Raw genomic sequence first — 21400 nt, forward strand, 5'->3', positions numbered from 1 at the left:
GACTTCAAAAAGGAGTGGTTGGATGTACGATGTAGCGATTATCGGTGCCGGACCTGCTGGTGCCAGTGCCGGACTTTTCACAGCAAAAGCAGGAAAGAAAACGATTCTTTTTGATAACGGAAAAAGCATTACAGCGAAAGCCTGGGTCGAAAACCACTACGGCGTCGATCCGATTGAAGGTCCGAAGTTATTAAAGCAGGGACAAAAACAGGCGGAGAAATTCGGGGCAGAAATCATCCGGAATGATGTGGTTTCCATTGAGGAAAAAGAACAGCTCTACGTCATCCAGACAACTGAGGGCAGTTATGAAGCCTCCCACGTCATTTTCGCGACCGGCATGTCTGTGAAAGCTGCCGAATCCTTCGGTCTTGATGTTGTCGAAGGAACCGAACCGCGTGTGGCAAAAATCATCGAAACCGACAAACATGGACGGACGTCCAAGCCGAAAGTCTGGGCCGCCGGCACCGTTGCGGGAGTAAGTGTCCATACGATTGTGACATCAGGTGATGGGGCGAAGGTCGCCATCAACGTCATTAGTGAGTTAAATGGAAAACGCTATGTAGATCATGACGTTATGAGTAAATAAATACGTAACAAAACAAGCCCCTGATCTTTTCAGACCAGGGGCTTGCTTTATGATTTTTTATCGTCCGGCGGGTTGAACCGTCCTACACCCAGCTCCCTGCCTTCTTTATAGATCGCCTTCACAAAACTGATGACCATCATCAACATGATGATCGAAAAAGGCAAAGCCGCGATGATCATCGTATTTTGCAATGCCTGCAGCCCTCCTGTGTAAAGAAGCGCTAAAGCTGTGGCAGACAGTAATCCACCCCATGTCAGCTTGATGGATGTTCCAGGTGTTTCGGAACCGCCTGTTGTCATCATTCCGAGGACAAAAGTCCCTGAGTCTGCGGAGGTGATGAAGAACGTAGCGATCAGTGTCATGGCAACAATTGAAGCCAGCCAGCCGAGTGGTACGTTTGAAAATACTCCGAATAACGATTCTTCTGTCGCCAGAGATGAAATCGTATCAATCGCATTGTGCTCCAGTTGTATAGCTGTACCCCCGAAGGCAGCAAACCATAAGAATCCGATGATGGACGGAACAACAAGGACTGTGAAAACAAACTCACGAATACTTCGCCCTCTCGAAACCCGGGCAATAAATACTCCGACAAACGGTGACCACGCAATCCACCATGCCCAGTAAAAAATCGTCCACGCATTGATCCATTCACGCGTTTCCTGATTAAGAGGAGCAATCCGAAAGCTCATGGTAGGCAAGTATTGAAAATAGGCACCGATCGAACTGGTGAAGATGTTCAAAATGAACATCGTCGGTCCCACTATAAAGACGAGAAGGAAAAGGAGCCCGGCGAGCGCCATATTCGCATTACTGAGGATCTTGATTCCTTTTCCTAAACCCGACCAGGCGGAAATCATGAACAAAATGGTGACGATCGCTACGATAATGAATTGAACGACAATCCCGGTCGGAATACCAAAAAGATAGGAAAGCCCTCCATTGATCTGCACGGCACCAAACCCAAGAGTCGTCGCCACCCCGATGACGGTCGCGATGACGGCAAGGATATCAATGACTTTTCCTACCACCCCTTCTGCTGCCTTTTCTCCGATCAACGGTTTTAATGTGGCACTAATAAGCCCTGCATGACCGTGACGGAAATTGAAATAAGCGAGCACAAGCGCAACGATCCCATAAATGGCCCAGGCGTGAATGCCCCAGTGGAAAAAGGTGAACCGCATCGCATCTTTGATCGCCTGATCGGTCCCTGTTTCTCCTGTCGGTGAACTGAGCGCATAGTGACTGATCGGTTCCGCTGTTCCCCAGAACACGATCCCGATGCCCATGCCGGCACTGAACAGCATTGCAATCCAGGTCGGACGTGAAAATTCGGGTTTTTCCCCCTTTTTCCCTAACTTGATCCGCCCAAGCGGTGTGAAAAGGAACGTGAGACAAACAAGCACAAATAATGTGACGACGATCAGGTAATACCATCCCAGTTTGTTGGCGATGAAGCTTTTGACATTCGTAGTCATCTGTTCCAAACCATCCGGCCAGACGACCCCAATGATGACGAGGACAAGCATGATTCCAGCTGAAACCTTGAAAACTGTATTGAATTTTTTCATCAGCAAGCGATCCCTTCCAAAAAAGATTGTTAGAGATAGTATCTTTCCACATGCTTTTCCTATTCTTTTTGAGGAAAACTGAAAAATAAGAAAGTTGCTTTCCATTTCGATACCTGTCAGACTTGAATAGTCGAAGAAACGAGAATATCCGTGGAAACGGATCGCTTTTATAGAAGAAAAAATTACGGAGGTGAGACGATGATCGAAGTACGTACGTCTACACTGGAAAACGAAGAATTGAACCGCGGCATTTTCGCAAAAAGGGATATTGCCAAAAATGAGCTCATCCACCAGGCTCCTGTCATCCCTTATCCAAATGAAGAACACGTCCACATTGAAAAAACCCGCCTGGCTGATTATGCGTTCGAATATGGCGAAAACCATACGGCCTTTGTGCTCGGCTATGGAATGATGTTCAACCACTCCTATGAGCCGAATGCCAACTATGTCATCAACTTCGAGACACACACGTTCGACTTTTATGCTTACAAAGATATCAAAGCGGATGAAGAAGTGTACATCAACTACAATGGTTTTGTTGATGAACAGGAACTTCTTTGGTTCGACCAGGACGAAGAAGAATCTTAAATGAATATTTAAAAACGGTCGTGACATTCGTCACGACCGTTTTTTATTAGCGAGGGCGGCGCTCCTGGATATCAAGAGAGATTTCAAAGATGTTGATCATTCCGGTCATCTCCTTTGTTTTCTTGTTACTTTAAGTATAGAGCGCTTTCCATTTCTTTCTAACGGCCGTTGGAGTGATTTCCCTTCATCCTCTGGACCGAAAAAAGACGGAGGAGAAAGGACTGAGCCGCTTCCGCCTTCTGTCTCAGAGAGATAGATACTGATAAATGCTTCAAACCCACCGATAAAAGTGCAAAAATTACCGTTAAAACCTCAATAGCCACTGATAAAAGCTTAAAAGTAATCGATAAACTCTTAATTGAGACTGATAAATGTCCAAAGCCCCTAACAAGCAGATCCTATGTAATGTGCTCAACAAAAAAACGCCCGCGACCTCTCAGTCACGAGCGTTATTTCTATATAATCAGCGAGGGCGGCGATCATGGATATCGATAGAGATTTCAAAGATGTTGATCATTCCGGTCATCTCCTTCGTTTTGTTGGTACTTTAAGTATAGACCGCCTCGCTTTTCTTTCTAACGGCCGTTGGAGTGATTTCCCTTCATCCTCCAGACTGAAAAAAGACGGAAGCCAACCACCCGGGTGGCTTCCGTCTTACGTCTGAGGTTCAATCAAACCATCCTTTGTTTCGGAACCAGATGAACATAGCAATCGCGACAGCAATCATGACTCCCCAGACGACAAAATAACCGTACTCTGTCTGCAGCTCAGGCATGTTGGCAAAGTTCATGCCATACACACCAACGATGAATGTCAGCGGCATGAAAATGACGCTGATGACGGTAAGGATCTGCATCGTCCGGTTCGTTTCGTGGGAGTTCAGGGATAAGTAGCTGTCTCTGATGTCCTGGGTCATTTCCCTGTTCGATGCAACCATGTCGGCCACTTTAATCAAGTGGTCATGGATATCTGCAAAGTATTCCCGTCGATCAAACACCCCGTCCAAGTGCCTTGTATTCAATATTCGGTAGAGCAAATCTCGCATCGGGTGAATCGTCTGCCTCAACGTCAGCAGTTCACTGCGTCGATCAAACAACTCCTCCAGCAGCCTTTCCATCGACAAATCTTTCGTGTTGTCTTCGATCTCATTGATATGGTCCTCAATTTTATAAATGATCGGAAAATAATGATCGACGACCTTATCCAGGATCTGATGAAAGACATAATACTCGTCGACATCCTCATGCTGCTTGTTCCCCTTGACGATCCTTTTCGCTTGTTCCAGCGGTTCATTCTTTTCTTTGTGAAAAGTGACGATGGAACAATGACCGAGAAAAACGTTGATTTCCTCCCGCTCCAGGGTCTGTGGATTTATGGAGTGGACAACGATGAAGCTGTGATCGTCATAGTAATCCAGCTTCGGACGCTGCAGCCCGTGCAAACAGTCCTCAACCGCCAATGGGTGGAACTCGAACGTTTTTTCTAAGAGGGTCACTTCCCCCTCCGAGGGTTGATTGAAGTCGACCCAATACCAGTCCCAATCCCCACTGGAAAGTTCTTCGATGGAGAGATCGTCATGCAACCCAGACTCTCGATTATAAGCCATAACCTCAATCATGCATTTCACCTGCCTATGTACGTCTTATTCTTTTATAACCGTAAATGAAATGATTCAAACAACCATTCTTACTTATGGTACGATGGAAGAAAAGAAGGAACGGAGGCACGTGGATGCTGCAACGATTGAAAAGCGACGAACAATTGAAAGGACAACGGGTAACTTTACGGGCGATCACTGAGAAAGATATTCCCGTCTTGTACCAGTTGATCTACAATGGCGACCAACCGGAATGGAAGAAATGGGATGCGCCCTATTATCCGCTCGAGCCTCATACGCTTGAAAGCTATCGGAGTCATGAAAAAGCCCGCATAAACAGACTCGGCCCAAACGAACCCGACTCACGACTCATTATCGAAGTAGACGGAAAGACCATCGGTACGGTCACCTACTATTGGGAGCACAAAGCATCCCTATGGCTCGAAGTCGGCATCGGCATCTATGATCCCGACTATTGGAACGGAGGGTATGGCTCTGAAGCCCTTGAGCTTTGGGTCGACTACCTTTTCCGCACGCTCCCCCTTGCCCGCGTAGGTCTCACGACATGGTCCAAAAATGAGCGCATGATGCGTGTCGGGGAAAAGCTCGGCATGAAAGTCGAAGGTCGCTTAAGGAAATGCCGCATTTATGAGGGACGGTTTTATGATTCGATCCGTATGGGTATCCTTAGAGAAGAATGGATGAAACGTGCATAGAAAAAAGCTTGGCTAAGCAGCCAAGCTTTTTCTTTTTCCTTCCTTCTAAATGACTTGTCCTGTGTTCCCTTTCACTTCGTAATACCTCATCCCTCTAGGAACACCACGAATCAGGAATTCCCTCTGCAGGACAAGTTCACGGACTCGGTACTCAAAAAAGCTGTCCCCCACGACTTGTGACGAGTGCCCCAGTACTTCCCCAATTAATCGGGCTGCTTTTATGTAATCTCCGCTTTCTCCCTGCAACCTTTTTAATGATTGGATGAGAGCCGCATCAAAATAGTCTTCAGACTTCGATTGGATGCCGTCCTCCCAAACTCGGAGATTCGCATTTTCCTCGGATAAAGCGTGCCATTCGTCCTGATAGGATTTCTTGATCTGTCCGGACACGGGGAACCTAAAGGAACGCTCCAACAAAACCGCAAAACGATCGGGAGAGAGTTCCCCTGTGTGAAGCGGAAAATCTAAAACATCCGTTACTTGAACCACATCGATTTCGTTGGGTTTATTTTTCAAAAGGTGCATAACAAAACGTAATCCGGTCTGTTCATGGGCATTGGTACCGGCCCAGATCGTGATCGGCACCCCAGTTGGAATGGACCTTAAGTCTTCAATGGTCTTCAGGGAATCTTCTCCCATGTGCATCCACTCTTCATCATCTATGACAAGATGATAGAACAGCCATTCCTTCCGCTTTTCGATGCCTTCCATTTTATCCAAATCCTGAATGGGCCCGATGGAAAACATAGGAGAAAGAGCTATGACTTCTTCCCTCGACTCTTTTTGGTTCAAAGCAAGTTGCAAAGAGCCTTTCGTAGATTCACTAAAGACGATATGTACGTGCTCTACATCGTTCCCTTCCTCCCCTTGGAACGGAGTCAGACGATCATCACACTCTCGTTCTGTTCTTTCATTCATTTCTTTTATCCGATCGAACCATTCTTTCTCTGAAATCTTCCCCATTTCTACATAAGAGAAGAGCGTCCACTGATGAAGCAGGATGGTACGCATCTCGTCTTCCTTCAATAGTTCCAGTTTTCTTTTCATGGATCGTTCCATTTCCTACCTCCTTTAATAAGGAATAAACGTAAATACGATTCAACAGGTTAATGGTTTCATTTTATAAAAAACGGACACCCGCATAGGTGTCCGCTTAACTCAGTGATACACTGCTCATAAGACCCAGGTACAAGCACCATACAACCATGGCACTGACGAAAAAAGTACCTGACAGCGAGTTGCGCTTGACCATCACTGCGGTAAACAGCAGAAAAATGAAAGCTAAGACCAAAGAAGCGATACTGATCAAATTTGGAGCAAGGGTCAATGGGCCGAGCCCGTCAACCGTTGTGAATAGACGGAAAAGGACAGAAGGTTCCTGTTGCTCCAGTGTTTGTGCAATATTATGCGGCGTTTCTTGTTCAGTCATGTATCCTGTAATCGTATAGATGAAAACGACGAGAAGACTTTCCGCTTTCCACCAGCGCTTGGGTGAGAAACCGGCATCCTCCGCTACTAAGCGCTTTATGAGAAAACCATTGATGAAAGCAAACAGCAGGAGAACGATAAACAGAAGATGTTTGACTAACAACGCCTGACCATAGGAGAGCATCCATGAACCTACGATACTCTCTGATAATAATAAACTCATAGCTACTCCAGTCAGAATCACCCAAACGATACAGCCGATAGCTACCTTCGTAAACCAGCCCACAAAGGATTCCCAATGGTGCTCCCAATCAGAAAAAAAGCTGACAACCAGCAATATTCCAGACCATACGCCTACAGCGATAAAATGAATGGTATGAAAGAGAGCCCCTTGAAAAGAATTTGTGTTCGCGGAATGCCCCGTCATACTTTGGGTGAGAATCATACCCACGATGATTAGTAAACTGAATGAATAGACGATCTTTGGCCTTTTAACTGTGTTCAGCAACACCATATGAAGAACAGACAGGGAAAATAAAAGAATCCATGACTGTCCTCCCTTCAACTGGGTAAGCACGTGAATGAGACTCGACAAAAAGCTGCCATCGCGATAACCCTGAAGCATAACCGAGAGCTCTATGATGGGAAATAAAGCGAAAACAGGTACAACCAGAGTGATGACAGTCCATGTCTTTCTTCGATGAGCAAGCTTTTCATCGGAAAAGGACAGGAGGCTTGCTCCGATCAGAATGGAGAGACAAGCATAGAGGCCTCCATTCGTTAACGCATGAATCATGATTTTTTCTTGATCCCTAGAAATACAAGGACAGCCGTAATCAAAATCCCGAATCCAAGTACCGGTACAATCCAGACCATCGATTCATTCCCCTGGTTGGACGCTGCCACTTGGTCACTCTCAGATGCTTCTCCGTTCGCATTTTCATCTTCACCTGAAGTCGTTGCTGGTTCTTCTGTTTCGGTGTCCTTTTCAGGTACAGCTGACTCCTCGTTCACCGCATAGGTAAAAGGCAGCTGATTTTCCATAACGTGCCCGTCTTCCCCGATGATGCTGTAGAAGACCTCGATCTCCCCACCATCGACTTCATCAGGAATGCTGAATTCAATCACATTTTCAGGGGAATGGGTATAGCTCTTTATGTCGAACTCCTGTCCATCTTCACCTGTAACCGTCAGGGCAGTAGGCTCCTGGACTTTTGAGTCAAAGGTCAGTGTGACACCAGGGTCTTCAGAGGTTAACGCCTCTCCTGATGCAGGTTCTGAGCTTTCAAGATGTGTATGTGCCCCTACCGTCATTGGCAGTGCAAGTACAGTAAGTAAACAAAACATAGAGATATATTTCATGGTCCTACTCCTTTTTCTCTTTTATAAAGACTACGAATGTAAAGGAGCGATGGTTCACTCCTTCTCTCATTTAATCAGAGCAAAGGTAGGAATACCAGAGGAAAACATGGACAATTTGGTGAACAAAAACCTCCGCTCATGAAGGAAACATGAACCAAGACTTTGTCGAGGTCCCTTCCATCGAGGGTTTATTGAATGGTGTTTTTCTTACCTCTATCAAATATATAGATACCACCACTGACCCTCTTTATCGTCTTATCAGAAACAAGGACAGATCCGCCGTCTTCCATAGCGAGGATTTGTAATCCGTCTCTTCTTGTGACTATATCGATTTCCCTTTTATTCTCAGGTTTGTAGTGACACCAGATCCTGTAGCCCTCCACAAGGTTCAAAACTCCTCCTGAAGGGGCCTCTCCGAACAGCATCGCACCTGCACTCTGACCGAAAACGACGCCGCCTTGTTTGTAATACTCCAGGAGAATACGATCGAATCCACTCTCACCCATCAACCTTCGCAGCTTCAAGGAACAACCTCCGCTGATATAGACCCCCGAGTATGTTTGAATTTCCTCTATTGAACGATCGTTAATTTCCGTCCACATTTTAAACTTAGACATACCGAACGGCTTGAGACAATTTTTTATGTAACGGAAACTCTCTTCATGAGGCCGCTGTTCAGGGTCCCCGGCGACCGGGATATAAAGGAGCGGCTTTCTTTGGTCAAGCCTCTCTACGAACGCTTCATGAGCTTTCACGTTCTGCTCTGCACTTCCGCCACCTGAAAGAATTAATGCTCCCATTCCACCTCACCTTTCTTTTTATGGAACATGTACAAAAGAACAACAGCCCAACTACTCGAACTCCCGAATGTTATGAAAACAGCACGAAACCATGTCACCCCGATGGAATGAGCGGGGAAAATAAGAAAACCTACCAGAAAGAACACCATAGCCCATAGTACGTCATTTGTGAACATTCTCTTTTATGAAATGTAACGACTCCGCTCAAGAAAGAAATACAGAAAGCAACGACATACTGCACGAAGATCCGCATGGTTGAATCCACTCACTCTTTACCAATTATTTCAAAAGTTCATGGAATACTCAATTCTTTTTATCAACATGTGGACGTGTTCCATGATACGATACGGTTAATGATGGATAGCAAAAAGGAGCCCGATCCCCATGTACAAAATTCTTACAGGAATCTTCTTATTAACCAGTATCGTTTTCGCCTATCTTTGGTTCGATGCAACCAGGTCCTCAGAGATTGACACCTTCACTAGAGATGCCGCTACTTCTGCAGTATCGGAACTTCCCTTTCGAATAGAAGACGTCACCCTATCTTTTGAGTCGTTTCATAGCACAGAAGATGAAAAAGCAGAATTCTACGCTGGGACATTGCTCACCCGCAGCCTCCAGCAACTGACCGGAAATCAAAGGCTATTGAATGCTGCCGAACGATCAAATGAATTGGAAAAAGGATACTTCCGTGATTATTCGAATGAGTTATTCAAACTTCGATCGGTGATTACGAGGGAGTCATTCAAAAATGAGGAGTCTGACAAAATCAAGGAAATCACAACCGCTTTAAAACAGATCCATACCGACGTGAAATACATAATAGAAAAAGAATCTTTCACGGTATCTGACAAGGAAAAAATGCAGGCCCTGACAGAAACGATCCGTTCATTTAATGACCAGTTTCTATCGTAGATATCTATGGCAGCTATTAAAAAATAGCAGGATTGTTTAAGACTTGAATTTGAGACTTTTGCGGGTGTTTAGGGTCTCCGGGAAAAGGTTCGCCTGCCGTGGGCGAATGAAGGGCCTGCACGAGGTTGAAGCGAGCCATTCCCCGCACCCCTCAGTCCCCACCCACTCATTAAAAGTCTCATAACCTATCCTTCCGCATTTGGGAGCTTATATGGAAGAGAATGAATGCTATAAAAAAAGCGAACGCCTCGTTGTGAGGCGTTCGCTTTTTTCATCTTAACCGAAATAGGTGTTTAATGGAGGTACGATCTGCTTCTTACGGGAGACAACGCCTTTCAGAACAGCCTGATTGCCATCAAGCTCTGTTTCGAAAGCTTTTGCCACTGCTTCTGTTTCGTTACCGACCGCAACGACTGTAGAGTCGCTTTCCAAAATATCTGTAACGACTAGCAGGAACAAGTCCAATCCTTTTTCAGAAACGTTCTTTTCGATCGCTGCTTCAAGTTCGCTCTTACGGGAAAGCACATCATCTGTATCAACCGTGTTCACTTGAGCAATCTCTACTTTTTTATCACCCATGTCGAACTCTTTTGCATCCAGGGAGATCAGTTCTTCTGCTGTCTTGTCACCGATGTCTGCGCCTGCTTTTAACATCTTCAAGCCGTATTCCTCAGCATCTACACCAGCGATCGCTGCAAGTTCTTCCGCTGCTTTACGATCTTCGTCTGTGCATGTTGGTGATTTGAACAGCAGGGAATCGGAAATGATCGCAGACAGCATCAGCCCTGCCATTGGCTGCGATACTTGCTGGCCTTTTTCCTTATACAGCTTGTTCAAAATCGTTGCCGTACATCCGACAGGCTCGGCACGATAGTAAAGAGGTCCTTTTGTTTCAAAGTTTGCAATCCGGTGGTGGTCGATGACCTCTAGCACCTGCACCTCATCAATATCGTCAGCACTCTGCTGGCGCTCGTTATGGTCGACAAGGATGACCTGCTCGACTTCATCCGATACACGCTCAACAAGACGCGGCGCGTCGACATTGAACTGATCCAATGCAAATTGAGTTTCTCCATTTACTTCCCCGAGACGAACCGCTTCTACCACTTCGCCAAGGGCTTTTTTCAACTCAGCATACACGAGTGCTGAAGTAATCGTATCCGTATCGGGGTTCTTGTGTCCGAAAATGAATGTTTTGCTCACAAAAATCTTCCTTTCTTTATCAAGGGTATGTAGGATGTCTTGTCCGTCTCGATTATAAAATAGATTGCAGCCATAGTCCATCTTCTCCTATCATTCCCCTTAATATGGAAGGAATGCTATTCTTTTTCGAACCCTTTTATCAAAAAGTAACCGCATAGAACCTGGATGACTGAACTTACCGAAGGATTAGTGATCAGTAGATTCGGAAAGAGTGAATCGACAGGGATGACGTAGGGAACCAGCATCATATATAAAGTAGGGAAAAGAAAAAACAGCCCGTACCTTTTCTTCCATTTCCACTGCCCTTCCTCTTCCCATTGACGGAGCAACTCAGGCAGAGCGAGTAGAATTCCTACCGGGACATAGACAAATTGTGAGAAAATAATATAAAAATAAAAATTTTCTGTCATAAGAGCCGTCCCCTGGACTTTCACTGTGGCGAATGATGTAAATATCAAGTACCCAAAAATGGACAAAGACTGCATGATAACAAGCTTTTTACGGTTCATTCCATCCCTCCATTCCACTTATAATCTACCTTATGTAGGAGCACGATATTTTTTGCTAAATCATAGGTTTAAGTGAAAAAAATAAGGGAATTTACATAAAAGACATTTGAGATTTGTCTACACTATGTGTTAGAATTCCTTACATAAGAAAAAGTGAGGTACATATCCAGCACTATTCCGGATACAAATCTCATAATAAAATTGTTAAAGAGAGGGTAATGTATGACTTACACAAAAGAGCAAATTATTCAGGAAGTAAAAGAAAACAACGTTGAATTTCTACTATTAGAATTCACAGATATGTATGGGGATACGAAAAATGTTGAACTACCAGCTGAAGAGCTAGAAATGGTTTTAGCAAATGAAGCGATGTTCGACAGTTCTTCCATTTCCGGTTTTTCCGATATCCAAGAGAGTGACATGTATCTCGTTCCAGATCTAGATACATTCCTACTACTTCCTTCTTTGGTCGATGAAGATCGCAGCGCGCGCTTCATTTGTGATATCTACAAGCCAGATGGCACTCCATTCGAAGGAGACCCTCGTTACATCCTTAAACGTGCAATGAAAGAAGCCGAAGAGATGGGTTACACTGTAAACGTCGGTCCAGAACCAGAATTCTTCCTATTCAAATTGGACAAAGATGGTTACCCAATCCGCGAAATGAACGACCGCGGTGGATACTTCGATGCTTCTCCTAAAGATAAAGGGGACAAAGTGCGTCGTGATATCGTACGTACACTGAAAAAATTCGGTTTCGAAATGGAAGCTTCCCACCACGAAGTAGCGATGGGTCAGCACGAAATCAACTTCCGCTTCGATAACATGCTGAAAACAGCAGATAACATCCAAACGTTCAAAAACGTCGTAAAAGATATCGCTACAAACCACGATTATCACGCGACATTCATGCCTAAACCAATCGCAGGCGAGAACGGTTCTGGAATGCACGCCCACCTTTCCCTATTCAAAGATGGCGACAGTGCTTTCTATGATGAAGATGCGAAAGATGGCGTTTCTAAAACAATGAAACAGTTCATCGCAGGTATCCTTCACCACGCTCGTGCGATCGCAGCGATCACGAACCCGAACGTAAACTCTTACAAGCGTCTTGTTCCTGGTTATGAAGCACCTGTAAGTATCGCTTGGTCTCACTCCAACCGTAGCTGTATGGTCCGTGTACCAACAACACGTGGTCAAGGTACTCGTTTCGAAGTCCGTAACCCGGACCCGACAGCGAACCCTTACCTGACGCTTGCGGTACTGATCCAAGCTGGTCTTGAAGGGATCCGTAACGAATATGATGCAGGTGAAGCAGAAAGCCGTAACCTTTACGAAGTTGAGGACGACAGTGTACCAACACTTCCTACAAACTTGAAAGAAGCTCTTTCTGCTCTTAAGAAAGACGAAGTTCTTCTTAAAGCTCTTGGCGATCACACAGCCAATGCGTATATCGAAGACAAAGAAGATGAGTGGACTCAGTACTCCTTGCAAGTAAGCAAGTGGGAAATCGACAAATATATGAACAAGTAAGATAAAGAAAAGCAGCGCTCCTCTGATGGAGCGCTGCTTTTTTGTGTGCGTTTGTTTCAAAATTCTTGGGCGTGATTCAGGCTTCCTCAAATCGGATGACCCATTCGCTTCATTTATCCATTAAGTAACGATAGGACAGAACCAAGCCTCCTACGTAAAAGAACAGAGCGATGTACGCAGGCAGCAAGTGGATGAATGTCGTATAACCGATCATGACGTGTACAAAAATTCCTGCAGCAAAGGCGGGGATTCCTCCGATTAGGAACATCCACCAGAACCACCTTTTCCCCTGGTGGTACCCCCACAAAGCGCTCATCAGGACGAGAGAACCGACACTGAAGAGTGCGCTTCCGAATCCGGCGCGGTCGTGAGCGATGACGGGGATCAATCGTTCATTGAAGTTCTGAATCAGTTCAGGCGGCATGCATAAGTATTGGACATCTGTCGGAATAAAGACCCCGGTCATGCCAATATAGGAAATGATCATGCCTCCAAGGACAAACGAGAATCCCAGAACGACAAAGCAAAATTGCCCATAGACACCAAGCAGCCACGTACGATCATTTTTCCGATTCTTCGATGTTGGATTTCCAGACAGACCTCTGGACTTAATCCAACCCGTCACATATAAGGGCAGGAGGATGATCCAGAATAACAGGTGCAGCCAGTCAAAATAACCATAACCGATAAAAAAGAGAATACCTAGAAAACCTGCGATTGCAGCAAAATCAATGGCCTGCTTCCCCCACTTTTCTCCCTTTGAAACAGAAAATCGAGCCAGCCACATGTATAGCAGCCCACCGGAAATCATCGTGCCGGCAAGCGTCATCCGGTCATGGGCCATAAACCAGAGGATCCGTTCATTGAACAAAAGCACTTCCTGTCTCGATATCCCCAGAAATGCTTCATCATAAGGAAGGATGACGGAGGTCAAACTGAACACCAAGGCAAGGAGTCCCCCTAGAAAAACGGCCAGTCCAAAAAGGAAGTACCACATCCAGCCGGTTTCTCTTTCACATGCTTCTAATTTTTCATCCAGCAGCGCTTCATGGATCCGCTTGGGTAATCCAGGGCCAGATTCAACGTATTCGGCTGAGAGAAACACCATGTTTGCTCCTGCGGATAGGAGGTCGAGCGCATCTGCAGGCTCTCCCACCCCTCCGACCGTGATCACATCATAGCCCTGGAGCTTTTCCAATGCATCCTTGTGCGCTTCTATTGTCCCCTCCCTACTGGATTCTTCTAAGATGACCCCTTCCACTCCTTCAAGTCTACGAACTTCAGAAACGTCTCCACTGGGCACTCTTAAAAAAACAGGTTTCCATTTTGAGAGGATATCGATAAGTTCCGGCTTCCACTCATGATGCGGGACACTGAATATCCCGTGAAAAGGCTGTAGTGCTTCTGCCATTTTCATGATTTCCTCTTGGGACCCACGCAAGTGAAAGAGAAAGGGAATCTCTGCATCCACCGTTTCAAGACGTCGGACCGTTTCTTCCAGACCGATCGCCTCCCCCTGATCAGGAAGCAGCAGCCGCCCTTCATTTCTTATGGGGTCGTCCCCTTTCTCTGGTTCCAGTGTCACCGGTCCAATTTCAATCATGCTGAATCCTAGATTACGGAAGGCTTTCGTACCTGATAATCGTGGATCGATCTTTCCTGATAGCCCCACAGGTCCAGGGATCGGCTCTTCTCCTAATGAAGTTGCGAGTCGTTCAGAGATCTCCTCTCTCCCTAGGAAATGAATGATATGCCCGCCTCCTGGAAGAGAGGCAATCCGGTTCATATTTTTATGTAAAAATTCCCTTGAAGTCACAGGGGAAAGTTTTGATAGCCAAGGTTTGAACAACACATGATAAGACCAATCCGGCATAATATCTTCCTTTTCAATAAGAATGTTTCAACTCCATAAGAAAAGAGGCACCGGAACCGGCACCTCTTTTTCCTACTTGATCGCGTTCGGTCCGTGCAGCATCCGGTTTGTGCGATGCGTTCCGTACCGATCCTTCAACTCGAGCCGCTTCAACTCCCGTTTCAACTTGTTGTAGCTTTTCAGACGTGCAACATCGAGTTCACCTTCGTCGATGGCCTGCTGGACCGCACATCCCGGCTCTCGTTCATGCTTGCAGTCTCTGAACTTACAAGATGCGCTCAAACGATCGATATCAGAGAACGTCTGGTCGACCCCTTCTTCATCGCCACCCCATAGCTGCAATTCACGCATGCCGGGTGTGTCAATGATGTAGGTTCCGTTCGGCAGTTCGAACAACTCTCTATGTGTCGTCGTATGCCGCCCGCGTTGATCCTCTTCACGGACGCCCTGGGTGGCTTGTTTCTCCATACCGAGCAGATGGTTGATGAGTGTCGACTTGCCGACACCAGAAGAACCGACAAGGGAAATCGTGTCGCCCACTCGCAATTCAGTGACCAGTTCTTTCATTCCTGTGCCTGTCAAACTATCGACGGCATAGACAGGAACACCAGGGGCGACACTTTCGACTTTAGCGATATGTTCAGGAACCGTGTCGCACAAGTCCCTTTTGGTTAAGACGACGACGGGGCTTGCGCCGCTCTCATAAATTTGCTGGACATACCGCTCTATTCTTCTCAAGTTAAATTCCTGAGTCAGGGCAGTGACGATAAAAACCGTCCCGACGTTCGCTGCAATGATTTGCTCCTGATGACTTCCGCCCGCCTTTTTCCTCGACAAGACTGTCTGACGGTCCAGGACGCGGTGGATTTTTGCACGCGCGCCTGCATCATAAGGTTCAAATACGACCCAATCCCCGACAGCCGGATAATCTTTGTCTACCTCGACGGTATGATGAAACCTTCCGGATACTTCTCCGTTTCGCTCCTGCTCATCATCCACGACCGTGTACAAGCCATGAGTCAGACGGGTGACCCTTCCGATGTGGTCCCCTTCGTGCATTTGTGCTTTGAAAAATTCTGTAAAATCATTCCGTTTCATTCGATTCCTCCTGAAATTTTGGAGGACGTTACGAGTGATGTCCTCCGTGATTTGATTGATTTATATTGGATAGAATGGTTACGTTTGCCATAAAACATCACTCCTAACTTTTTAGTTGGTTCTATTATATCAGAATTTTTGGTCAGTGATTCTATTTATCCGCGGGAAACGGCTTTTTTTGCAGAAACGGCTGCGAATGTGATGGTGATGGTGCATACGATAAGGATGGCAAAAACCCCCTGCATCAAATCCCAAAACACCCAGCCGTCAATAAGAGCCGTGCGCATACTTTCGAAAATGTAGGTCGTCGGGTTGATCGTCGCTGCGATTTTCAGCCACTGGGCTTCAATCAGATCATACGGGACGAACGTCGTACTTAGAAAAATGAGCGGGAAAAAGATAAATGTTCCCGCTTGTGCGGCCTGGGCATTTCCTGTACGGAGCGCGACTCCAGCAGAATATCCGGCAAACGCCAGCCCCCAGCCAACGGCAATCAGCAACACAAACAGAATGCCACCAAAACCGGTGACCACTTCAAGCCCAAGCAAAAAGGCGATGCCTATGATGAGAAGCGTCTGCACGACAAGTTGAAGCATTCCTGCGATGATCGGTCCGAGGACGATTGCCAGTCTCGAGGCAGGTGTCAGCAGCAACCGCGAGAAAAAACCGTTCTCGATGTCTTTCACAATGCTCTGTCCGGCTCCCCCGGCTCCCCCAATGGCGGCAGAGACGATGGAGACAGGCAGAATGAACGCTAAATAGTTCGCACCTTCGAATGTCGGCAGTTGGGAGATCCCACTCAAACCGCCTTCATAAACAAGGAGGAAAAAAGCCGATATGATCAAGTTAGGGATGAAAGAAAATGGATTACGCAACGTCGTTTTGATGTTTCTTACCGTCATGAGCCACGTATCTTTCCATAGATTATTCCCCATCTGCTCTCACTCCCTCTTTTTTCTCACTCGTGATTTTCAAGAAAATATCATCCAGGGTTGGAGAGGAGAGTTGGATGTCCTCTATTTCATAGCCTTCCTGATCAAACAGACGGACAACTTCAAGCAATTGTTTTGTCCCCTCTTCTACATAAATGAGAACCTTATTATGCCGACTGATCACATCAACGTCCGCCATTTGTCCACGTAAGTACTCCACAGCCTCGGCTTGCTGGTTTTCATCTTTTAATGTAAGTGTGATCAAATCATTCCCGATTTGGGCCTTCAACTCTTTCGGCGTGCCTGTGGCTACAATCTCTCCATCATTGATGATGCTGATGCGGTGAGCCAGAGAATCGGCCTCCTCTAAATACTGGGTGGTAAGAAAAATGGTGGTGCCCACTTCTTCATTCAGCCGCCGCAGTTCCTCCCAGATGGCCATGCGGTTCGAAGGGTCAAGCCCTGTGGTCGGTTCATCGAGAAAAAGAATCTTCGGTTCATTGACGAGTGTCAGAGCGAGGTCCAGACGTCTGCGCATCCCGCCCGAATAGTTGCCGATTCTCCGTTCCGCTGCTTCTGTCAGCTGCACAATCTCCAACAGCTCCTGGGCCCTCTTTTTTCCTTCTTCTTTACGGAATCCGAAAATATTCGCTTGAAGCTCGATCATTTCCCTTCCGGTCAGGTCAGGATCCACGCCAGTTTCCTGCAGCGCTACTCCTATATAACGTCTGACTTTTTCCGGCTCTCGAATGACGTCATGACCAGCCACTTCTGCTTTGCCGGATGTCGCATTAATGAGCGTCGTTAAAATTTGGACGGTGGTCGATTTTCCTGCTCCGTTAGGACCTAAAAACGCGAAAAATTCTCCTTCCTCTACTTCAAATGAAACATCTTTTACAGCTTGAACATTTCCTTTTTTGAACGTTTTAGTCAAATGCTCGACAACGATTTTTCCATTCATCCCTATCCCTCCAGTCATCGATCCATATCTCTACTATATACAAAAGTCCCACCATAATCACTTCCCCAAACCCATCCCACTACATTGACTTGTTATTGGGCAGGATTGTGGAAGACTCAGTTTCGAGATGGCTCCGGGATTCGTTGCCTTGTTGAGCGTCAGGGGTGGGTGTAAGAGAGAAACGAACCCCTTCACTGTGGGAGAGGATGCTTTCACTATCCTGGTGTTTGTAAGCATAAAACGCTCTATAATAAGCTTGCCGCATACAGAATAGCTTCATTGGCAGTTCATTCACTTTAAGTTGCCATGCGAATGAAGGCAGCTTATTCCAGATGAGGTTTCGAGGTACTTATAGGCAAAGGGGCGGAGGGGAATGGCGAGACTCCTGCGGGAAAAAAGTGCATGGTGAGACCCCACAGGACGAAGTCCGAGGAGGCTCAAAAGATTAGAGGAAGTTCGATTAAGTTCGGCACGTCCTGTGCCAACATCGAACGACCCCACCTCGTGCGGGGCCCCGCGGAAAGCGAGCTATTCCCCGCAGCCCCATCCACTCAACAAAAGTCTCGAAACTAAGTCTTTAAGAATGGGGAGCTTTATTAAAAGATAAATAAAAATAAAGGATTTGAGGTTTGAAACTGTTTCAAGCGGGGAATCTATATTCTTACGTCACAACGGAAAACCGCCAAAACTAGACGGTTTTCACGGTTGAAACAGGATTTCAAAACGTGATAGAATCTTTAATAATAAGAATTTTCAGAATAAATTTGAGGAGGTGAATACCATGGAGATTACTCAATTGTATCCTTGGTTGATGCCGGCCCTTTTGATCATTAGTATCGGTACGTTGTTCGGTTCATACTTAACGTTTAGAGCAGAAAAATACATGATGTTGATGGCGATTGGTATGGTACAGACGCTGATTAGTACGATGCTTGCAACAAGTGTCGGACCGCTTTTGTTCGGGATTGGGTTGACACAATTCTACGTAGGAATCGTCAACATGAAAAAGGTGAAAGGCTATGAGACATGAGGAATCATCGTCTTATAGTTCTTTCACCTTTTTTTCTATATAGATACATAAATCTCCAAGCGTCGGAAATTGAGATAACTCTCGACCTCTCGGTAGCTCCTGATGGCTGTTCGGAGGGAGCTCCCAATGTTGAATGAGGGCCGCGAACGCTTCCATAAATGGATCACGGTCATTTTTAAAAATGGTGGCAAGTTCGATATTTGTGGTCAAGTGTTCCAGTGGATGTTCATTCCTTTCATCGCTGTACAAATGCACATAATAGACCACACTCCGATAAATGGCGACCGTTGTTCTTGGGTCCTGGGCCTTTTTCTTTTCTTTCTTTGACTGAAAAGCTCTGAAACTGTAGATTTCCCCCATCCCCCTACCTCCTTGTTTCTCTATGAAGATATATTTCTTTTTTTCATTTCCTTAATCCTTCAAGAATGCAGATATTCTTTGTAAAAGTTTCACCCTCATGAATTTTTGCCTGTTGTGGTATCCTGTAGAAAAGAGCTTTTTTAAGTGAGGGAATAATTTATGATGATGAAAAACGCGGGGTGGATCGGCTTGTTCCTCCTTTTGTTGGTCGGATGCAGTTCTAATGCAGATGCAGAGGACACGTTAAATATAAATCCACTTGAAGGAGAAGATGCCCTCACAGAGGAAGAGACAGCTGAAGGGAATGGAAATAAAATGCAGCTCACCCTCGATGGAGTTTCTTATCCGTTCACAGCCAAGGATTACCCGATTTTATCCCAATATATACATAATTTTGATCAGCCGGAAGAATACCTGCGCAAGCTTCCTTTTTCTAAAATAAGAGAAGATCAGTATTTAGTGGAGTTTGCCTGTCATGAGAAGCGCTGCTCACATTTATTGATTGATTTTCAACAAAATCACTCGTTTCTCATGAGTGATTTGAGCCAACTGGTTTCAAGCCACATTTCTCCTGATCAGCAGTATGTGGCGTTCCTTTTCGAACGCACGCATGAAGAAATGGCGGTACACCAGTTGGTCGTCATGGACCTGGATACGCTCGAACCGATTGAGCTTGAACCCGGAGAAGACCACCTCCTCCCGAAACCGAATCAGTATCAATACGCGATCCATTCTGTTACTTTTATGGATGAAGAACGTTTACAAATCACAAGTGACGATCCAATGGCAGACTCGGATACGAAGGACCCGGTCCGGACGCAATGGATCTACCAATAGGAGGACAGAATCATGAATCAAACCATTGAAACGATTTTGAACCACCGTTCGATACGAAAATTCAAAGATACACCAGTGACAGACGACCAGCTGAACACGATTTTGTCTGCGGCCCAGCAGGCGTCCACATCGAGCTACATGATGGCTTACACGATCATTGGCGTGACAGATGAAAAGAAAAAAGCACAACTTGCGGAAATCACCGGTCAAGGGTATGTGAAAGATAACGGTCATTTGATGATTTTCTGTGCTGATCTTTACCGTCATACCCTTCACGCCTCTTCAGAGCAGTACGAGGAGATGCTTTCCAATCTTGAAAACAGTGAACATTTTCTCGTTTCTGCGATTGACGCAGCCCTTGCTGCACAAAATGCGGCGGTTGCTGCAGAGTCGATGGGGCTTGGTATCTGTTATATCGGAAGCATCCGTAACCAGCTCGATAAAGTGGATGAAATCCTTGGGCTGCCGAAGCATGTGCTTCCATTGTTCGGCATGGTGCTCGGGGAACCTGCTCACCAGCCTGACAAGAAACCGCGTCTCCCGAAAGAAGCCATCTATTTTGAAAATGAATACAAGCGCGACCATAAAGATGAGCTCGGTGCTTTTGACGAGACGATCGCCGCCTATTATCAGTCTCGCCAGACGAATACGAGAAATGACTCCTGGACTGACCAAATGCTGCGCCGCTTCACAAAGCCAATGCGGATGGACGTCACCAGTATCGTGAAAAAGAAAGGCTTCAACAAGCAGTAAGAGGAGTTGCCATCTATGTATGAAACGATTGCTCTTAACATAAAGAGTGCCGAACGGATCGCCGTCCTGACGGGTGCCGGGGTGTCGACGGCAAGTGGAATTCCGGATTTCCGCTCAAGCGAAGGGTTATGGACGGAAGATCATGATCGCGAGTACTATATGTCGACCGATTACTTTTTCCAAGACCCCGAGGACTTCTGGAAGAAATATAAGGCGATCTTCCGGATGAAGCTGTTGAAAAACTACCGGCCGAACCTTGTCCATCAATTTATTAAAGAATTGGAAACCGATGACCGTGAAGTCTCGGTCATCACGCAGAACGTGGACGGACTTCACAGCCTTGCCGGAAGTTCCCGTGTCCTTGAATATCACGGGACGTTGAACCGATCGAGCTGTCCGGCCTGCGGCAGATCCTATTCGTTGGATGATGTCATGAATGTCGCTGTACCGGTTTGTGAGGATTGCGGGGCGGTTTTGAAGCCGGATGTTCTGTTGTTTGGTGATCTGATCACCGCTCATGATGAGGCTGAATCGATCATTGAAAAAGCTGATCTTTTGCTCGTCATGGGCACGTCGCTTTTCGTCACTCCTTTCAACTTGCTCCCCTACCTTGCCTATGAACAGGAAAACACGACAACCGTTCTCATCAACAACGAACCGACAGATAAGGACCGTCTTTTTGACTATGTCCTACACGAAGACCTGTCAGCAGCGATCTCGAGAATAAAAGAAGCCATGTAAAAAAAAG

Annotated in this window: 23 protein-coding genes; 10 read left to right on the top strand and 13 right to left on the bottom strand. The window is 46.1% G+C overall.

The genetic code is table 11. From position 1 onward, the window contains the following. Window positions 1–22: 22 nt before the first annotated feature. Window positions 23–586 (top strand): FAD-dependent oxidoreductase, encoded by a 564-nt coding sequence (locus K2225_RS03165; RefSeq protein ID WP_220583430.1) that lies wholly within the window; start codon window positions 23–25, stop codon window positions 584–586. A 47-nt stretch (window positions 587–633) separates the two neighbouring features. Here the strand turns inward: K2225_RS03165 and K2225_RS03170 are convergent, their stop codons facing one another. Continuing rightward, window positions 634–2157: a glycine betaine uptake BCCT transporter gene (locus K2225_RS03170; RefSeq protein ID WP_220583431.1), complete on the bottom strand. Its 1524-nt coding sequence runs from the start codon at window positions 2155–2157 to the stop codon at window positions 634–636. Between the two features lie 198 nt (window positions 2158–2355). Between K2225_RS03170 and K2225_RS03175 the strand changes: the two genes are divergently transcribed. Then, window positions 2356–2745 (top strand): SET domain-containing protein, encoded by a 390-nt coding sequence (locus tag K2225_RS03175; protein ID WP_160912837.1) that lies wholly within the window; start codon window positions 2356–2358, stop codon window positions 2743–2745. Window positions 2746–3226: 481 nt separating this feature from the next. Next, the gene (locus tag K2225_RS03180; protein ID WP_220583432.1) at window positions 3227–3409 is read left to right on the top strand and encodes a hypothetical protein; all 183 of its coding nucleotides are present in this window, start codon (window positions 3227–3229) and stop codon (window positions 3407–3409) included. 3 nt (window positions 3410–3412) lie between these two features. Here the strand turns inward: K2225_RS03180 and corA are convergent, their stop codons facing one another. Continuing rightward, a complete protein-coding gene (gene corA / locus K2225_RS03185; RefSeq protein ID WP_220583433.1) occupies window positions 3413–4363 on the bottom strand; it encodes a magnesium/cobalt transporter CorA in 951 nt (316 codons plus the stop codon). Between the two features lie 113 nt (window positions 4364–4476). Here corA and K2225_RS03190 point away from each other — a divergent pair, with 113 nt between their 5' ends. Next, entirely contained in the window at window positions 4477–5058 is a 582-nt protein-coding gene (locus K2225_RS03190) for a GNAT family N-acetyltransferase (protein ID WP_220583434.1), read from the top strand. Window positions 5059–5103: 45 nt separating this feature from the next. Here the strand turns inward: K2225_RS03190 and K2225_RS03195 are convergent, their stop codons facing one another. The 4 genes from K2225_RS03195 to K2225_RS03210 form a co-directional block, all read right to left on the bottom strand. Beyond that, window positions 5104–6117, bottom strand: a complete 1014-nt coding sequence (locus K2225_RS03195) for a DUF1835 domain-containing protein (RefSeq protein WP_220583435.1) — start codon at window positions 6115–6117, stop codon at window positions 5104–5106. A 94-nt stretch (window positions 6118–6211) separates the two neighbouring features. Further along, window positions 6212–7282, bottom strand: coding sequence for a copper resistance D family protein (locus tag K2225_RS03200; RefSeq protein ID WP_220583436.1), 1071 nt, complete (start codon window positions 7280–7282; stop codon window positions 6212–6214). Beyond that, window positions 7279–7848 carry a copper resistance CopC family protein gene (locus tag K2225_RS03205; RefSeq protein WP_220583437.1) on the bottom strand — a complete coding sequence of 190 codons (570 nt, stop codon included), beginning with the start codon at window positions 7846–7848 and terminating at the stop codon, window positions 7279–7281. The genes K2225_RS03200 and K2225_RS03205 overlap by 4 nt, the downstream gene beginning before the upstream one ends. A 188-nt stretch (window positions 7849–8036) precedes the next feature. Then, complete coding sequence (locus tag K2225_RS03210) at window positions 8037–8648, bottom strand: Type 1 glutamine amidotransferase-like domain-containing protein (RefSeq protein ID WP_220583438.1); 612 nt, start codon at window positions 8646–8648, stop codon at window positions 8037–8039. Window positions 8649–9032: 384 nt separating this feature from the next. Here K2225_RS03210 and K2225_RS03215 point away from each other — a divergent pair, with 384 nt between their 5' ends. Further along, window positions 9033–9563, top strand: coding sequence for a hypothetical protein (locus K2225_RS03215; RefSeq protein WP_220583439.1), 531 nt, complete (start codon window positions 9033–9035; stop codon window positions 9561–9563). A 276-nt stretch (window positions 9564–9839) separates the two neighbouring features. Here the strand turns inward: K2225_RS03215 and K2225_RS03220 are convergent, their stop codons facing one another. Continuing rightward, window positions 9840–10766, bottom strand: a complete 927-nt coding sequence (locus tag K2225_RS03220; protein WP_220583440.1) for a manganese-dependent inorganic pyrophosphatase — start codon at window positions 10764–10766, stop codon at window positions 9840–9842. Window positions 10767–10882: 116 nt separating this feature from the next. After that, on the bottom strand, window positions 10883–11275 hold the full coding sequence (locus tag K2225_RS03225) for a hypothetical protein (RefSeq protein ID WP_220583441.1): 393 nt from the start codon (window positions 11273–11275) through the stop codon (window positions 10883–10885). Between the two features lie 222 nt (window positions 11276–11497). On the opposite strand from K2225_RS03225, the gene K2225_RS03230 reads away from it, so the two are divergent. After that, complete coding sequence (locus tag K2225_RS03230) at window positions 11498–12808, top strand: glutamine synthetase family protein (RefSeq protein WP_220583442.1); 1311 nt, start codon at window positions 11498–11500, stop codon at window positions 12806–12808. Between the two features lie 109 nt (window positions 12809–12917). Here the strand turns inward: K2225_RS03230 and K2225_RS03235 are convergent, their stop codons facing one another. From K2225_RS03235 to K2225_RS03250, 4 genes are all read right to left on the bottom strand, one after another. Then, complete coding sequence (locus tag K2225_RS03235; protein WP_220583443.1) at window positions 12918–14681, bottom strand: dihydroorotate dehydrogenase; 1764 nt, start codon at window positions 14679–14681, stop codon at window positions 12918–12920. A gap of 72 nt (window positions 14682–14753) precedes the next feature. Continuing rightward, window positions 14754–15779, bottom strand: a complete 1026-nt coding sequence (gene rsgA / locus K2225_RS03240; protein WP_220583444.1) for a ribosome small subunit-dependent GTPase A — start codon at window positions 15777–15779, stop codon at window positions 14754–14756. Window positions 15780–15934: 155 nt separating this feature from the next. Then, a complete protein-coding gene (locus tag K2225_RS03245) occupies window positions 15935–16714 on the bottom strand; it encodes an ABC transporter permease (RefSeq protein WP_146813374.1) in 780 nt (259 codons plus the stop codon). Next, the gene (locus tag K2225_RS03250; RefSeq protein WP_220583445.1) at window positions 16704–17672 is read right to left on the bottom strand and encodes an ATP-binding cassette domain-containing protein; all 969 of its coding nucleotides are present in this window, start codon (window positions 17670–17672) and stop codon (window positions 16704–16706) included. Before K2225_RS03250 ends, K2225_RS03245 begins: the two co-directional genes overlap by 11 nt. Window positions 17673–18453: 781 nt before the next feature. Here K2225_RS03250 and K2225_RS03255 point away from each other — a divergent pair. After that, entirely contained in the window at window positions 18454–18702 is a 249-nt protein-coding gene (locus K2225_RS03255; protein ID WP_220583446.1) for a hypothetical protein, read from the top strand. 12 nt (window positions 18703–18714) lie between these two features. Here K2225_RS03255 and K2225_RS03260 read toward each other — a convergent pair whose 3' ends face one another. Continuing rightward, window positions 18715–19062 carry a hypothetical protein gene (locus K2225_RS03260; RefSeq protein ID WP_220583447.1) on the bottom strand — a complete coding sequence of 116 codons (348 nt, stop codon included), beginning with the start codon at window positions 19060–19062 and terminating at the stop codon, window positions 18715–18717. Between the two features lie 159 nt (window positions 19063–19221). Between K2225_RS03260 and K2225_RS03265 the strand changes: the two genes are divergently transcribed. From K2225_RS03265 to K2225_RS03275, 3 genes are read left to right on the top strand one after another with little or no spacing between them, the layout of a single operon-like run. Then, a complete protein-coding gene (locus tag K2225_RS03265) occupies window positions 19222–19899 on the top strand; it encodes a hypothetical protein (RefSeq protein WP_220583448.1) in 678 nt (225 codons plus the stop codon). A 12-nt stretch (window positions 19900–19911) separates the two neighbouring features. Further along, entirely contained in the window at window positions 19912–20652 is a 741-nt protein-coding gene (nfsA, locus tag K2225_RS03270; RefSeq protein ID WP_220583449.1) for an oxygen-insensitive NADPH nitroreductase, read from the top strand. Window positions 20653–20667: 15 nt separating this feature from the next. Further along, window positions 20668–21393 carry an NAD-dependent protein deacylase gene (locus K2225_RS03275; RefSeq protein WP_220583450.1) on the top strand — a complete coding sequence of 242 codons (726 nt, stop codon included), beginning with the start codon at window positions 20668–20670 and terminating at the stop codon, window positions 21391–21393. Window positions 21394–21400: the final 7 nt, after the last annotated feature.

Origin of the sequence: Halobacillus sp. Nhm2S1 (assembly GCF_019599545.1) — a bacterium.
Lineage (GTDB): Bacteria > Bacillota > Bacilli > Bacillales > Halobacillaceae > Halobacillus.